Source organism: Hymenobacter sp. R533113 (genome assembly GCF_056835965.1).
This window is the reverse complement of record NZ_JAKWBD010000014.1, coordinates 199,364-214,726: the sequence shown is the minus strand read 5'-3', so window position 1 is coordinate 214,726 and position 15,363 is coordinate 199,364. Positions and strand designations below refer to the sequence as shown.

7 protein-coding genes, 1 tRNA gene, 3 rRNA genes and 2 pseudogenes are annotated in these 15,363 nt (G+C 53.0%); 8 read left to right on the top strand and 5 right to left on the bottom strand.

Annotated elements, in window-relative coordinates:
* Positions 1–131: 131 nt before the first annotated feature.
* The 6 genes and pseudogenes from MKZ35_RS19845 to rplT all read left to right on the top strand — a co-directional run bounded on the left by MKZ35_RS19845 (position 132) and on the right by rplT (position 6,062).
* On the top strand, positions 132–1,229 hold the full coding sequence (locus MKZ35_RS19845) for a tetratricopeptide repeat protein (protein ID WP_482514970.1): 1,098 nt from the start codon (positions 132–134) through the stop codon (positions 1,227–1,229).
* 175 nt (positions 1,230–1,404) lie between these two features.
* Positions 1,405–3,347, top strand: a pseudogene (gene thrS, locus MKZ35_RS19840) (threonine--tRNA ligase).
* 46 nt (positions 3,348–3,393) lie between these two features.
* Positions 3,394–4,458, top strand: coding sequence for an IS701 family transposase (locus MKZ35_RS19835; RefSeq protein WP_482511431.1), 1,065 nt, complete (start codon positions 3,394–3,396; stop codon positions 4,456–4,458).
* Between the two features lie 200 nt (positions 4,459–4,658).
* A pseudogene (gene infC, locus MKZ35_RS19830) lies at positions 4,659–5,216 on the top strand (translation initiation factor IF-3); the annotation flags it as partial.
* 175 nt (positions 5,217–5,391) lie between these two features.
* Positions 5,392–5,586 (top strand): 50S ribosomal protein L35, encoded by a 195-nt coding sequence (gene rpmI, locus MKZ35_RS19825; protein WP_187312636.1) that lies wholly within the window; start codon positions 5,392–5,394, stop codon positions 5,584–5,586.
* 131 nt (positions 5,587–5,717) lie between these two features.
* Positions 5,718–6,062, top strand: a complete 345-nt coding sequence (rplT, locus tag MKZ35_RS19820; RefSeq protein ID WP_482514969.1) for a 50S ribosomal protein L20 — start codon at positions 5,718–5,720, stop codon at positions 6,060–6,062.
* A 755-nt stretch (positions 6,063–6,817) separates the two neighbouring features.
* On the opposite strand, the gene MKZ35_RS19815 is transcribed toward rplT, so the two are convergent.
* From MKZ35_RS19815 to MKZ35_RS19800, 4 genes are all read right to left on the bottom strand, one after another.
* Positions 6,818–7,831, bottom strand: a complete 1,014-nt coding sequence (locus MKZ35_RS19815; protein WP_482514968.1) for an IS701 family transposase — start codon at positions 7,829–7,831, stop codon at positions 6,818–6,820.
* A gap of 123 nt (positions 7,832–7,954) precedes the next feature.
* Positions 7,955–8,066, bottom strand: a 5S ribosomal RNA gene (rrf, locus tag MKZ35_RS19810).
* 84 nt (positions 8,067–8,150) lie between these two features.
* A 23S ribosomal RNA gene (locus MKZ35_RS19805) occupies positions 8,151–11,065 on the bottom strand.
* Between the two features lie 241 nt (positions 11,066–11,306).
* A 16S ribosomal RNA gene (locus MKZ35_RS19800) occupies positions 11,307–12,819 on the bottom strand.
* The 16S, 23S and 5S rRNA genes sit together here, the layout of an rRNA operon.
* A 592-nt stretch (positions 12,820–13,411) precedes the next feature.
* Between MKZ35_RS19800 and MKZ35_RS19795 the strand changes: the two genes are divergently transcribed.
* Positions 13,412–14,359, top strand: coding sequence for an IS630 family transposase (locus tag MKZ35_RS19795; RefSeq protein ID WP_482514967.1), 948 nt, complete (start codon positions 13,412–13,414; stop codon positions 14,357–14,359).
* Between the two features lie 320 nt (positions 14,360–14,679).
* Here MKZ35_RS19795 and MKZ35_RS19790 read toward each other — a convergent pair.
* Positions 14,680–14,753: transfer RNA gene (locus MKZ35_RS19790), tRNA-Met, on the bottom strand.
* Positions 14,754–14,889: 136 nt separating this feature from the next.
* Here MKZ35_RS19790 and MKZ35_RS19785 point away from each other — a divergent pair.
* Positions 14,890–15,303 carry an START-like domain-containing protein gene (locus MKZ35_RS19785; RefSeq protein ID WP_482514966.1) on the top strand — a complete coding sequence of 138 codons (414 nt, stop codon included), beginning with the start codon at positions 14,890–14,892 and terminating at the stop codon, positions 15,301–15,303.
* Positions 15,304–15,363: the final 60 nt, after the last annotated feature.

Sequence of the window (15,363 nt, the reverse complement as noted above, 5' to 3'; positions counted from 1 at the left end):
GGTCATATCTTTGCTGTTAGGTTTATCTTTGTGGAGCTTATGCTCTGTCTCTGCGGCTGACTACCGTTTCGCACGTTATTAACCCTTGCCAATCTGATATTTTACGCTTCCGTGGCTTCTCTTCGCCTTTTTTGCTGCTGCTCTTCGCTGCTGTCATCATCTCAGCCTGCGACCAGACGCCTTCTGGCCCGCCCGCTATGATGGTAAATCTGGCCACGGTACAGAGCGGGCCTCAATTGCAGGCGCAAACCTTAGAGGGTGCTATTAGCCGCCAGCCCCGCAAAGCCTCGCTCTACGCGCGCCGGGCTGCTTTTCGTTTAGCAGCCAACCAAATAGCGCCGGCTCTGGCTGATATCGAACAAGCACTACGTCTTGACGAAGCACCCGGAGAATTTTATTTTATAAAAGCTCGCGCCCTGCGGGCCCAAAACCGCTTGGATGCTGCGTTAACAGCAGCAGCTGAAGCATCAAGGCGCGGATTTTCGTCGCCCGAACTAAACCTGTTAGCGGGAGAAACCCACTTGGCTGCCCGCCACCCTCAGGACGCCCTCGACCACCTCGACCGTGCGCTGCAACAGGAGCCAGAACTTGTTGCCGCACTGTTTTATAAAGGGTTAGCCCACGCAGCCCTCACCGATACTGCCCAGGCTTTAGATTATTTGCGCGCTAGCCTTGCCCGCGACCCGCGTCAGCCCGAAATACTGCATCAGCTGGCTTTTTTATCAAATGCGAACCGCCGTCCCGCCGCCGCCGCCGTGTATGCCGCCCGCGGCCTTCGCTTGGCTCCAACTCATGGCCCACTATGGTACGACTATGGTCGCCAACACGAGCTGCAGAACCGGCCGGACAGTGCCCTTCTTGCTTACAGCCGCGCGTTAGAGCTGGACACAACGCTGTACCGCGCCGATTACCGACTTGGCTTGGCAGCTTTCCAGCAACGACGCTATGCCGAGGCGTTGCCTCACTTGCAGCGGGCCTTGCGTCGTGCCCCTCGGCTGCCCAACGCCCGCCTGGCACTCGCCGAAAGCTATGAGGCCCTAGGTCGCTCTGCCGAAGCAATAGCTCACTACCGCTTGTTGGTAGCCGAAAATCCGGGCAACAAGCACTGGACCTACCGGGTATGGAGAGCCGGCGAGCGGGCCCGCCAAACGCGAGGTAATACGCTCCGGCGGCCAGTTCGTCAGGCTATTGCTCCTCTTCCCGAACGCTCATTGCCTTTGCTGCGCTAAGTGTACTGGGGGGCATTTTCTGATCAACTTATCTTGAAATTGGCTTCTTTGAGCGTACGGAAGCGCTTTTAGTGTATAGTGCAGTTAAAGCAATTACCGTAAAACTGCCCTTAAGTCCATCCCAACCTACTAACTTGCGGGCTAACGCTGTTTGTAGAGCATTTTTCCCCAACCAATGATTGACATCACTCTTCCCGATGGCTCCGTGCGCCAGTTTGTAGATGGCGCGACGGGCTTCGACGTAGCCGCTAGCATTAGCGAAGGCTTGGCTCGCAACGCTTTGGGCGTGCGCGTAAATGGCGAGGTCCGCGACCTTCACCGCCCCATCACGCAGAATTCCGCTATTGAAATCCTAACCTGGAATGATGACGCGGGTAAAAATACTTTTTGGCATTCGTCAGCTCATTTAATGGCTGAGGCTCTCGAGGCTTTGTATCCGGGTGTAAAGCTTGGCATCGGCCCAGCTATTGAAAACGGTTTCTATTATGATATTGACTTAGGTGAAGGCCGGACCATATCGACGAACGACTTTCCCCAGATCGAGCAGAAAATGCTGGAACTGGCCAGAAAGAAAAGTCAGTACGAGCGCCGCGAAGTGCCCAAAGCTGAGGCTGTCGCTTACTTCACAGAAAAAGGCGACCCCTACAAGCTTGACTTGCTGGAGCGCTTGGAAGATGGCACTATCAGCTTTTATAGCCAAGGCGATTTCACTGACCTCTGCCGGGGCCCACACATACCTGACACTAGCCCGATCAAGGCGGTAAAGCTGCTGAATGTAGCTGGTGCCTTCTGGCGCGGCGATGAAAAGAATAAGCAGCTCACTCGTGTTTACGGCATTACTTTCCCTAAACAGAAGGATCTCACTGAGTATTTGGAGCGATTGGAGGAAGCTAAGCGACGTGACCACCGCAAGCTGGGCAAGGAACTGGAGCTGTTTGCTTTTTCGGAGAAAGTAGGAGCGGGGCTTCCGCTTTGGCTGCCCAAAGGCACTGCCTTACGTGAACGTCTGGAGCAGTTCATGCGCCGTGCCCAGGTGAAGGCAGGCTATCTACCCGTGGTGACCCCTCATATTGGCTCTAAGGAGCTCTATGTTACATCAGGTCACTACGAAAAGTATGGTGCTGATTCATTTCAGCCGATTAAGACGCCTAACCCCGGTGAGGAGTTCTTTCTCAAGCCAATGAATTGCCCGCACCACTGTGAGATCTACAAAACCAAGCCTCGCTCGTACCGCGATTTGCCTCTACGCCTAGCTGAGTTTGGAACAGTATATCGCTACGAGCAAAGCGGTGAATTGCATGGTCTTACTCGGGTACGTGGGTTTACGCAGGACGATGCTCACATCTTCTGCCGACCCGATCAGGTAAAGGAAGAATTTATCAAGGTTATAGATCTTGTACTGTACGTGTTCCGGGCGCTCGGCTTTGAGAATTATACAGCGCAAATCTCCTCCGCGACCCCGAAAACAAGGCAAAGTATATTGGCTCCGATGAAAACTGGGCCTTGGCGGAAAGTGCTATCCAGGAGGCGGCCGCTGAGAAAGGCTTGACTACCGTTACGGAGTTAGGCGAAGCTGCTTTCTATGGTCCTAAGCTCGACTTTATGGTGCGTGATGCTTTAGGTCGTAAATGGCAGCTAGGTACTATTCAGGTTGATTACAATCTGCCTGAGCGCTTTGAGCTCGAATATGTTGCCCCCGACAACTCGCGTCAGCGCCCCGTGATGATTCATCGAGCCCCCTTCGGGTCGTTGGAGCGCTTTGTTGCAGTGCTGATTGAGCATTGCGCTGGTAATTTCCCGTTATGGCTCTCGCCTGAACAATTCGCCGTACTACCTATCTCTGAGAAATACCAAGACTACGCACAGCAGGTTTATGACCGTTTAGTACAGTCTGAGTTGCGCGGATCATTAGATAGTCGCGATGAGAAGATAGGGCGTAAAATACGTGATGCCGAAATGGCTAAGGTGCCTTATATGCTCATTGTAGGCGAAAAGGAGCAGGAAAATGGCATTGTTTCGCTTCGTAAGCATGGAGAAGGTGACCTGGGAAGTATGCCAATTGAGGCATTTATTCGCAGCTTTCAAAGTCAAGTGACTGAGATGATAACAGGTAATTAACTGCTGTTACGCAGTCAGAGTCGGCTTCTGCCCGTTTACTACGCTTATGACGACTTGCACGCTGGACTTGTACACGGATTATTTGTTGAGTTCGACGGGTCCGACAACGGCCACGGGCTTGTCGCGCCTGGTAGACGGGGCCTTGAGCCACGACCAGATCACGCGCTGGCTGAGCAGCACCGCGTGGGGCTCGGCCGCTATTTGGCGAGCGGCCAAGCCGCTGATTCGCCAGGCCGAAGCCCAGCGTGGAGCCGAGGAATTTGCGGTGCTTATCGTCGACGATTCGATTCTGGAAAAGGCCCATACCGCTGCCAACGAGCTGATTTGCACCCACTGGGACCACAGCCAGCAGCGCTACGTGAAGGGCTTGAATTTCGTCAGCCTGCTCTACCAGGCCGGCGAGTTGGCCCTGCCGCTGGCCGTCGAGCTGGTGCGCAAAACGGTCCCGGTCTACCATGCCAAGACCCAGCAAACCAGCTATCAAAGTGCCTTTACCAAGAACGAGTACCTGCAGCAGATGCTGCGCGTGGCCCAGCAACAAGTGGCTTACCGCTACCTGCTGGCCGATACTTGGTATGCCTCGGCCGAGAACATGAGCTTGGTGCGAGCCCTGGGCCACCATTTCGTCTTTGCCCTCGAATCCTCCCGCACCGTGGCCCTGAGCGAAGCGGCACGGGCGCAAGGCCAGTTTCAGGCCGTGCAAACGCTGGTGTTTCCCGATACGCAGCCCCTGCGGGTCTATTTGCGGGCCGTCCAAGAGGCGGTGCTGGTGAGCAGGCACGTCTTGACAAACCAAGACGGCAGCCAGGGCGTGTTATATCTGGTCAGCAGCGACACCGACTTGAACCAGGCCCAGTTGACTGCGATTTACCAGAGACGGTGGAAAGTGGAAGAATATCATAAATCGCTCAAACAGAATGCCTCCATGGGCAAATCGCCCACCAAAACCCTGACCACGCAGGCCAATCATTTCTTCGCGGCCGTGCTGGCCTACACCAAGCTCGAGATACTCAAACTCAAGTGTGGGATGGGCCATTTTCGCCTCAAAGCCCAGCTCTACGCCGTGGGCCTCAAAGCCATGTACCACCAACTTGGCCTACTCCGTGCGTAACATCAGTAATTAATAAGCTTGTCATAAGAACATGCTCATTATAGCAAACAACATAATGAGCATGTTTTTATATAGTTACTTTTTAGATTCAAAAAATAAGCGGATATTTGCCCGCTGATTGAAACTCATCACGGCTGACTGTGTTAGGTTTAACAGTACCTAAAGATTATTCGCTCACCTTTCAGAAGGAGGACCAACTCATAGCAACCCCAAATCGCCGCTACATCCCCCGTGCTCAGGTGGAGGAGCCGTTCAAAATCAACCAGAAGATTACGGCCCGCGAAGTGCGCCTAGTCGGTGAAAACATCGAGCAAGGTGTTTATCCAATTGAGCAGGCCCGTCGCTTAGCCCAGGAGCAGAACTTGGACTTGGTAGAAATTTCGCCTACGGCAGTACCGCCTGTATGTCGCGTTATCGACTACTCTAAGTTTAAGTATGAGCAGAAGAAGCGCACCCGCGAAATGAAAGCTAAAGCCACGAAAGTGGTACTCAAGGAGATTCGTTTCGGTCCTAATACCGACGAACACGACTTTGCTTTCAAGTTGAAGCATGCGCAAGAGTTCTTGCGCGAGGGGGCCAAAATTAAAGCCTACGTGCACTTCGTAGGTCGCTCAATCGTGTTTAAAGAACGCGGTGAGATTCTGTTGCTTAAGTTTGCCCAGGCACTTGAAGATTTAGCTAAAGTAGAACAGTTGCCTAAATTAGAGGGCAAACGTATGTTCTTGTATTTGGCTCCTAAGGTTGCTGTAGTTGCCAAACCTAAAGCTCCTGCTACTAAAGAAGGAGGGAAGGAAGGCAAGGAAGCTGCGCCAAAAGAGCTTAAAGAAGTTAAAGCCAAAGAAGAGCAGGCTTAAACCCAAAAGATCAATTGCCTAAGCAAATGATTAATTAGGTTTTTCAACAAGCATTTCTTTTTTCTCAATTTATACCACAATGCCAAAAGTAAAGACGAAATCCGGTGCTAAGAAGCGTTTTACGCTCACCGGAACGGGCAAGGTGAAGCGGAAGCACGCCTTCAAAAGCCACATTCTCACCAAAAAGACTACTAAGCAAAAGCGTAATCTGACGCACGTAACGCTTGTTAGCTCGGCCGATATGAATCGGGTGAAGGATATGCTTAATATCTAAATGACGAATGGTTAAAACGGTGATTTTAAAACTCAAACCACCATTTAACTTTAATGTCAATTAGCAATTTAATTTCCACCAGGCACCCGGTTTACAAGACAGAGGTCACCGGTTGCCAAAAAAAGTAGGTTATGCCAAGAAGTGTGAATAACGTGGCTTCACGCCACCGTCGCAAAAAAGTAATGAAGCTTGCGAAAGGCTATTTTGGCCGTCGCAAGAATGTATGGACCGTTGCAAAGAATGCTGTTGAGAAAGGCCTGCTGTATGCCTATCGCGACCGCAAGACCAAAAAGCGTGAGTTCCGTGCCTTGTGGATTCAGCGTATCAATGCAGGTGCTCGTGAGCATGGCCTGTCTTATTCACAGTTCATGGGCGGCCTGAAGAAAGCAGGCATCGATTTGAACCGTAAAGTACTTGCTGATTTAGCTTTGAATCACCCTACTGCCTTTCAAGGCATTATTGAAAAGCTTAAGTAATATCATTTTTGATAAAATGAAAAAGGCTCCACTTATTAGTGGAGCCTTTTTCGTATGGGGCTTAGGAAGTAAATTTTATGTTGAGTAGCAAGCTAACTACTGCTAAAACCTTACAAAATTTCGTAGGCTCTGCATCAATGAAACCAGAGTAGCGCCCATTTTCAGTCGGATAGATAATCCCTTTGACAACACCCAAGCTGGATTGAGCATTCTTAAAACCAAATTTCTGCCTCACGACACATCTTTCGCTTTTCTTAAAGATGTTTACTTGGAAATGGGCCATTACCTCTACACGTATGTAGGTCTAGATAGAGCCTAAGCGTTAAATTAAAACGAGTTAGCGAGCTAATTCTACGGCTAAAAGAAAACTTATAGCTGTATCTAAACAATATACTTAATTGGCTGAAATCTCTGCGTGAAGAAAGCATTGGTCATGGTTGCATACGCGTACAGGCAGAGTGTGAAGTTGGCTTTACCCAACTATCACTTACCTTCGAGTAGAGGAGTTAAGTAGGCGGTCATTTATCTTCCGAAAAGGTCAAATCCCGGCCATCTAGTGGATACAATTGGTTGGCGGCGCAGTTATAAGCAGCCGATTAGCACGAAACTTAATGGACTTGATGCAGCTGCTAGTAGCTAACATAATTACAAATTATGCTCATGAATACAGCATATTGAGGCTGATTAGCTACTATCTGCACGTATTAGAGGCCAAATATCATTTACGCAAATAGATAATATTACCTTCATAGGACTTACGCACTTGCGGGGAGCAGTGCAGGAATGAAGGGCTTGACGAGCAGTTGGCGCAAGTAGGGTGCCCACTGCTGTTGGTGCGCCTGATAGATAGTTTGGGCCGTTGTTCGGGCAAACTCGCGCAGGGAAACCCAGGCCAAATAGCAGCAGGCCAAATGGTTGCGCTGAGCCTGGGCGCGGCGGCACTGGCACTTCTCCGCGCCGGTGAGTTGCTTAAAGCTGCGGTGAAACTCCTCCACCTGCCAGCGCGTGCGCGTGGTCGCTTCGACCAGTTGCTGGGTCAGGGTGAAGGCGAAGTTGTTGGTGATGACCCATTCCACGTCGCCGTTTGGGGCCACCAACTGGAACAAGCGCACCGCAAAGGGCACCTTCTGCACGCGTACTTCCAGACCCGTGCTCCAGCCGCCCGGCGGCGGGGCCACGTCGGCCAGGGCCTGGTAGCCGACTTCTTTGCTCGGGCTCACCAACCGGTTGCTTTTCAGGGTCGTGAAAAACGTCCAACCGGTGCGGTGAATCAACTTCAGGTTGTCGCTGCCGCTGTACCAGGCGTCGAACAAAAGGGTGCGGGCCTGGATTTTCCCCTCCACCACCACCTGGGCGAACATGGCTTGAAAATGCTCGTTTTTGGTACGCCCGTCCAGCTCCGGGGCATAGAGGCGGTAATCGAGGGGCAAAAAGTCGCCCGCTTGCCCGCTGCTGTGCCCCAGGTTAACCAGGCAAATGCCCGTGACCAAGCCGTGCTCGGTGCCCGAATACTGGCGCTTGGCCACTTCGATGAAGCGGCTGTAGCGCTTGTCCTGCACGCTGTCGTCGACCAGCAAAAAGGCCTCGGGCGAGTCGTGGAGCAAGGGTATGACCAACTCGCGCAGTTGGGTGGGCGAAAACGAGCTGCGGCGCAAGAAGCGGTTCACCTGGTCGTGGCTCACCTGCGACAGGTGCTCGGCCAAGTGCGTACACGTATAATTGCGGGGCGTACTAAGCAGGTACTCGCTGTAGGTCGCTTGCGTCACCATAAGGACAGGTTTTTCCTCAACATACCACCAAGTGCGTAAGTCCTATTTACATAAGATTAGCCTTAAACGGGAACAGCCCCCCGCATCCGGATAGTGGGACGCTGGGGGGCTGTTGGAATATAAGGTTGGCGGCGACCGACTCTCCCACCGGTGAAGGTAGTACCATAGGCGCACCGGGGCTTAACTGCTCTGTTCGGAATGGGAAGAGGTGAACACCCGGGCTAAAGCCACCATTACTGGCGCTCGTGTCTAGTTCACAGACACAACAAATAACGTTGACGCAGGTAACGGGTAAGAAGAAAGCAGAAAAAGAGCATTGTCTGGTAAGTGTTCGAGTCATTAGTACTACTCGGCTCGGCCGTTTCCGACCTTCCACCTGTAGCCTATCCACGTGGTCGTCTCCCACGACTCTTCCTATATAAGAGATCTCATCTTGAGGTGAGTTTCGCACTTAGATGCTTTCAGCGCTTATCTCATCCCAGCGTCGCTACCCGGCGCTGCAGCTGGCGCCACAACCGGTGCACGAGCGGCTGGTCCATCCCGGTCCTCTCGTACTAAGGACAGGTCCTCGCAAATCTCTCACGCCCACCACAGATAGGGACCGAACTGTCTCACGACGTTCTGAACCCAGCTCGCGTGCCACTTTAATCGGCGAACAGCCGAACCCTTGGGACCTTCTCCAGCCCCAGGACGTGACGAGCCGACATCGAGGTGCCAAACCTCCCCGTCGATATGAGCTCTTGGGGGAGATCAGCCTGTTATCCCCGGCGTACCTTTTATCCTTTGAGCGATGGCCCTTCCATGCGGAACCACCGGATCACTATATCCGTCTTTCGACCCTGCTCGGCTTGTAGGCCTCACAGTCAAGCCCGCTTCTGCTATTGCGCTCTACAACCGGTTACCAAGCGGTCTGAGCGGACCTTTGAAAGCCTCCGATACTCTTTTGGAGGCGACCACCCCAGTCAAACTACCCACCAGACACTGTTTCCCCGTTCAGGAGATTAGGCACCGAGTAACACAAGGGTGGTATTTCAACGTTGGCTCCCCGAGAGCTGGCGCCCCCGGCTCAAAGCCTCCCACCTATCCTACACATGTGTTACCCAGCGTCAATGTCAAGCTATAGTAAAGGTGCACGGGGTCTTTCCGTCCCGTGGCGGGTACTCGGCATCTTCACCGAGACTACAATTTCACCGAGCTCACGGCTGAGACAGCGCCCAGATCGTTACACCATTCGTGCAGGTCGGAACTTACCCGACAAGGAATTTCGCTACCTTAGGACCGTTATAGTTACGGCCGCCGTTTACCGGGGCTTCGATTCAAACCTTCGCAGCTTGCGCCACTAAGTTCCCCTCTTAACCTTCCGGCACCGGGCAGGTGTCAGACCTTATACTTCCGCTTACGCGTTCGCAAAGTCATGTGTTTTTGTTAAACAGTCGCCTGGGCCTTTTCACTGCGGCTTCTCTTATTGCTAAGAGGAAGCGACCCTTCTCCCGAAGTTACAGGTCCATTTTGCCGAGTTCCTTGGCCGTGATTCACTCGAGCCCCTCAGGATACTCTCCTTGACTACCTGTGTCGGTTTGCGGTACGGGTTACTCTAAGGTTAAAACGCTTAGCAGGTTTTCTTGGCAGTCTGATTAGGATGACTATCCCCGTGGCCGAGGCCGTAGGGTACTATCACGGTTCAGCAAGGTCGGCGGATTTACCTACCAACCCTATACCTACGCGCTTCAACGGGCACTTCCGTCCGCCCGCGCATCTTTCACTTCTGCGTCACTGCATCACTTCTTAGAGTAAGTGCTGGAATATCAACCAGCTGTCCATCGACGTAGCCTCTCGGCGTAGCCTTAGGTCCCGACTAACCCTGCTCCGATTAGCGTTGAGCAGGAAACCTTAGTCTATCGGGGGGCGGGTTTCTCACCCGCCTTATCGTTACTCATGCCTACATTTGCTTTTCTAGCCGCTCCAGCACGCCTGACAGCATACCTTCTCCGCTGCTAGAATGCTCCCCTACCACTTACACATCCGTGTAAATCCATCGCTTCGGTACCGGACTTGATGCCCGCGTATTATCGATGCCCTCTCGCTCGACCAGTGAGCTGTTACGCACTCTTTAAATGAATGGCTGCTTCCAAGCCAACATCCTGGCTGTCAAGGCAAGTGGACCTCCTTTGTTCAACTTAGTCCGGATTTAGGGACCTTAGCGGATGGTCTGGGTTCTTTCCCTCTCGGCATGGGACCTTAGCACCCCACGCCTCACTGCCGCGTATATCAACCGGCATTCGGAGTTCGTCTGGATTCGGTAGGCTGTGACACCCCCTAGTCCAATCGGTAGCTCTACCTCCGGCTGACTTGACCGCGACGCTGTACCTAAATACATTTCGGGGAGTACGAGCTATTTCTCAGTTTGATTGGCCTTTCACCCCTACCCACAACTCATCCAAATCCTTTTCAACGGAAACTGGTTCGGGCCTCCAGTTGGTTTTACCCAACCTTCACCCTGGTCATGGGTAGATCACAAAGTTTCGCGTCTACCCCCTGACTCTGCGCCCTGTTCAGACTCGCTTTCGCTGCGGCTCCGCGTCTTCAGACACTTAACCTTGCCAGGGAGGAGTAACTCGTAGGCTCATTATGCAAAAGGCACGCCGTCACCCCACTAGAAGGCTCCGACCGCTTGTAAGCACACGGTTTCAGGTTCTTTTCACTCCTCTATTCGAGGTTCTTTTCACCTTTCCCTCACGGTACTGGTTCACTATCGGTCTCTCAGGAGTATGTAGCCTTAGCGGATGGTGCCGCTGGATTCAGAGGGGATTTCTCCGGTCCCCCCTACTCAGGAATCCTCTACCGTGCTTGACTTGCTCGCTTACCGGACTCTCACCGTCTCTGGTCGACTTTCCCACGTCGTTCAGCTAAAATCAAACAATCAGATCTTGAGGTCCTACAACCCCCAGCTGGCCGTAACCAACTCGGTTTGGGCTCGTCCCCGTTCGCTCGCCACTACTTAGGGAATCATTGTTATTTTCTGTTCCTCCGGGTACTTAGATGTTTCAGTTCCCCGGGTTTGCCCCTATAGCACTAAAGCTATAGGCCCTACCGCTTCACGGTAGTGGGTTGCCCCATTCGGATACCCGCGGATCACTTCGTATGTGCCAATCCCCGCGGCTTTTCGCAGCTTATCACGTCCTTCCTCGCCTCTGAGAGCCTAGGCATCCCCCGTGTGCCCTTGCTTACTTACCTTCTAGCCCTCCCGTAAACAGGAAGGCCGGCTCGTAACAAGAAACCACTAAAAGTAGTCCTCGCTTCTTTCTTTTTCTTCTTACTCGTTATCCTACGTCAAAGAACAGTTGATCTACGATCTAGATCAGGGTAGGAGGGAGGCATTATTGTCGCCCTCCTAATAATATTTGAATGAGAGGAAAAGACGTATTGGTAAGTTAGTAGCGTACTGAACGAAGTTCACGAGTCGGATCAGCTCCAGAAAGGAGGTGATCCAGCCGCACCTTCCGGTACGGCTACCTTGTTACGACTTAGCCCCAGTTACCTGTTCTACCCTAACTGGCTTCTGTGACGAGCACCAGCTTCAGGTCTACCAGACTTCCATGGCTTGACGGGCGGTGTGTACAAGGCCCGGGAACGTATTCACCGCGTCATTGCTGATACGCGATTACTAGTGATTCCAGCTTCACGGAGTCGAGTTGCAGACTCCGATCCGAACTGAGACCGGTTTTGTGAGATTGGCGTCACGTTGCCGTGTAGCGACCCTCTGTACCGGCCATTGTAGCACGTGTGTAGCCCTAGGCGTAAGGGCCATGATGACCTGACGTCGTCCCCGCCTTCCTCACTGCTTGCGCAGGCAGTCCTTCTAGAGTCCCCATCATGACATGCTGGCAACTAAAAGTAGGGGTTGCGCTCGTTGCGGGACTTAACCCAACACCTCACGGCACGAGCTGACGACGGCCATGCAGCACCTTGCTTTGTGTCCCGAAGGAAAGGCTCATCTCTGAACCGGTCACGCGCATTCTAGCCTAGGTAAGGTTCCTCGCGTATCATCGAATTAAACCACATGCTCCACCACTTGTGCGGGCCCCCGTCAATTCCTTTGAGTTTCACTCTTGCGAGCGTACTCCCCAGGTGGGATACTTACCGCTTTCGCTAAGTCACCAACAGTCTATCGCTGGCAACGAGTATCCATCGTTTACGGCGTGGACTACCAGGGTATCTAATCCTGTTCGCTCCCCACGCTTTCGTGCCTCAGTGTCAGATGTCGCCTAGGCAGCTGCCTACGCAATTGGGGTTCTGGACGGTATCTATGCATTTCACCGCTACACCGTCCATTCCGCCACCCTCGACGACTCTCAAGCCTGGCAGTATCCAGGGCAGTTCCACAGTTGAGCTGTGGGCTTTCACCCCGGACTTACCAAGCCACCTACGCACCCTTTAAACCCAATAAATCCGGACAACGCTTGCACCCTCCGTATTACCGCGGCTGCTGGCACGGAGTTAGCCGGTGCTTATTCCTCAGGTACCGTCAGTTGGTCTCGCAAGACCTTTTTCTTCCCTGAGAAAAGCCGTTTACAACCCAGAAGGCCTTCATCCGGCACGCGGCATGGCTGGGTCAGGCTCTCGCCCATTGCCCAATATTCCCTACTGCTGCCTCCCGTAGGAGTCTGGCCCGTATCTCAGTGCCAGTGTGGGGGATCACCCTCTCAGGTCCCCTAAGCATCGTCGCCATGGTGAGCCGTTACCCCGCCATCTAGCTAATGCTACGCAACCCCATCCACAACCAATAAATCTTTTATAAAACGACGATGCCGTCACTCTATATTATGCGGTATTAATCCGCCTTTCGGCGGGCTATCCCCCAGTTGCGGGTAGGTTGGTTACGCGTTACGCACCCGTGCGCCACTAGTGTATTGCTACACCCGTTCGACTTGCATGTATTAGGCCTGCCGCTAGCGTTCATCCTGAGCCAGGATCAAACTCTCCATTGTATAAATTCTCTTCACCTATGCGAACATAGGCTGCTGTCTTGGGCGTAATCCAACTCTTCTTGTTGAACTCGTTTGTTACGCTCGCTGCCGGGGTAGTTACCTACCTTGGCAGCCTTACCAATTTGTCTTTTCCAACCATTCAAAGAACGTGCGTCAGCCCCTGCCGGACTGACCCTGTGGCCGCTTGCGCTGCCTTATCCTCCCTAGTAACCCAGACACCTTTTCGTTCGGGGTTGCAAAGGTAAGATTTTCCCCTATCCCTCCAAATATTTCTGAATATTTTTTCTCGATTGTTTCACTTCCTGACGAAGTGTGTCTGTGATCGGGGTGCAAAGGTAGGAAATTCACTTAACAATACAATAGACGCGCTAAATATTTTTTAAGTGCCTATTGCTTTCCCTTCATGAGCACTGTGTAACAGTGAGTTATTTTAAGAAGTTTCACTGGTCTTTAGAATATCAATCAATAGTAAATAGCAGTCTACATCTGAGTTAAATAATGTGTTTGCTTCACTGAACTGTTCGAATGCGGTGAGTGGTGTGCTTAGAGCGATTCTTAGGTTGATGTATGGGTTTGGGCGTATCTTTTGGATATGAAAGCGTATTCGAATGATTTACGGGAGCGGGTGGCGGCGGCGTGCGCCGCGCCCGGTGCCACGCAAACCGCCGTCGCCGCCCGGTTCTGCGTTTCGGTCTCGTTTGTCGAAAAGCTGCGCCAGCGCCAGCGGGCGAGTGGGTCGGTGGCCGCGCTGCCCCACCGCAGCGGCCCCGCGCCGTTGCTGGACGCGGCAGCCCGCGCCGAGTTGGCGGCCTGCTTGCGCCAGCAGCCCGACGCGACCCTGGACGAGTTGCGCGTGTGGGTGGCCGCGCTGGGCGGCCCGAGTGTGAGCCCAGCCACGATGGGCCGCGCCGTGCAGGCGCTGGACTGGCGGCGAAAAAAGAGCGTCCACGCCGCCGAGCGTGATACCGAGCGCGTGAGGGCCTTGCGGGCGGCCTTTCTCGAAGACGTGCAAGCCGAAGAGTTTGCCTGTTTCAAATTTGTGGACGAAACCAGCACCAACCTGACCTACTGCCGCCGCTACGCCCGCGCCGAAGGCGAGCAGCGCGCCCCGCAAGCCACGCCCCTGCACGGCGGACCGAACGTGACGCTCGTGGCGGCGCTGACTCCGAACGGGTTGCAAGCGGCCATGACCGTGAGCGGGGCCCTCAACGGCGACGTGTTTGCCGCCTATCTCGACCAGGTGCTCGGCCCCACGCTCGTGCCCGGCGACGTGGTCGTGCTCGACAACCTGCCGGCCCACAAAGTGGCTGGCCTGGCCGAACGCGTCGAAGCCCGCGGGGCCCGCCTGTTGTATTTGCCGCCGTACTCACCCGATTTCAACCCCATTGAGCTCGCCTTCAGCAAGCTCAAAACCTGGCTCCGCACGGCCCAGGCCCGCACCCGCGACGCCTTGGAGACGGTCATCCAAACGGCCATCGAATGGGTGACCGAAGCCGACGCGAAAAACTGGTTTGACCATTGTGGCTACCACGTACACTAACCTGAAAATTGCTCTAGGACTTAGTTTAGGCCCGCTAGCGTAATACCTTCCTTAAAAATGTAGCCATGAAGTTCCGTTTGGCTCAAATCACGGATTAAAGAGTATGGACCTACCCCTATTGGTGGACTTTGAAGGCTAAAGTGTTGATGCTCGGAGTAAACCGTCCCATACTGTTCTGAGATTGGCATGAGTCGATTTGAGAATGGCCACTTTCTGCTTATTCACTCTGTTCATAAATAGTGATATGCTTCCTGTCTTCTAAGGGGCCACACGGAAGAAAACAAAAAAGGCCTTCCTGTACTAGGAAGGCCTTTTTCTTGTAGCGGGGACGAGAGTTGAACTCGTGACCTCAGGGTTATGAATCCTGTGCTCTAACCAACTGAGCTACCCCGCCGGATTTTTGATGGCGCAAAGGTAGGCACAACATTTGACCCAACGCAATCCTTAGAGAAAAAAAACCCGTGTATATTGCCCACTGCCTGCCATATCTATTGGGTAGGCGTACTGCTGTTCTTTACTATCTCTGCCTTATGCCGCTCTCTGCAACTCGCTCGAAGCACCGTTTTTCGGTGGAATACCCTATTAATGCTTCAACTAAGATTCTGTACCCATATTTAGCCTCAGCATCGGGGCTGACGCAGTGGTTTTGTCAGGATGTGCGCATTGATGAGGATCATCGCTTCAACTTTATCTGGGATAATCAGCCACATTACGCTGAGATGAGCTCCCACCGCACTAATCGGTCGGTGCGCTACGTGTTTCTGGATCAGAACAAGCGGGTTACGCCGGATGCGAGCTACCTTGACTTTAGCTTAGAAGAGTCGCAGCTGACGCAGGAGGTCTATTTGCGGGTGTTAGACTACTCGGAAGAAACGGATGAAGAAGAATTACAGGAGATGTGGGATAGTCTGATTGTCAAGTTGCGGGAACAAGTAGGCGGCTAAGTCGGGTTTATTATAAAAAATGAAGGAGCAGAAGCTAAACGGGCAGCAGCTACGTTTACT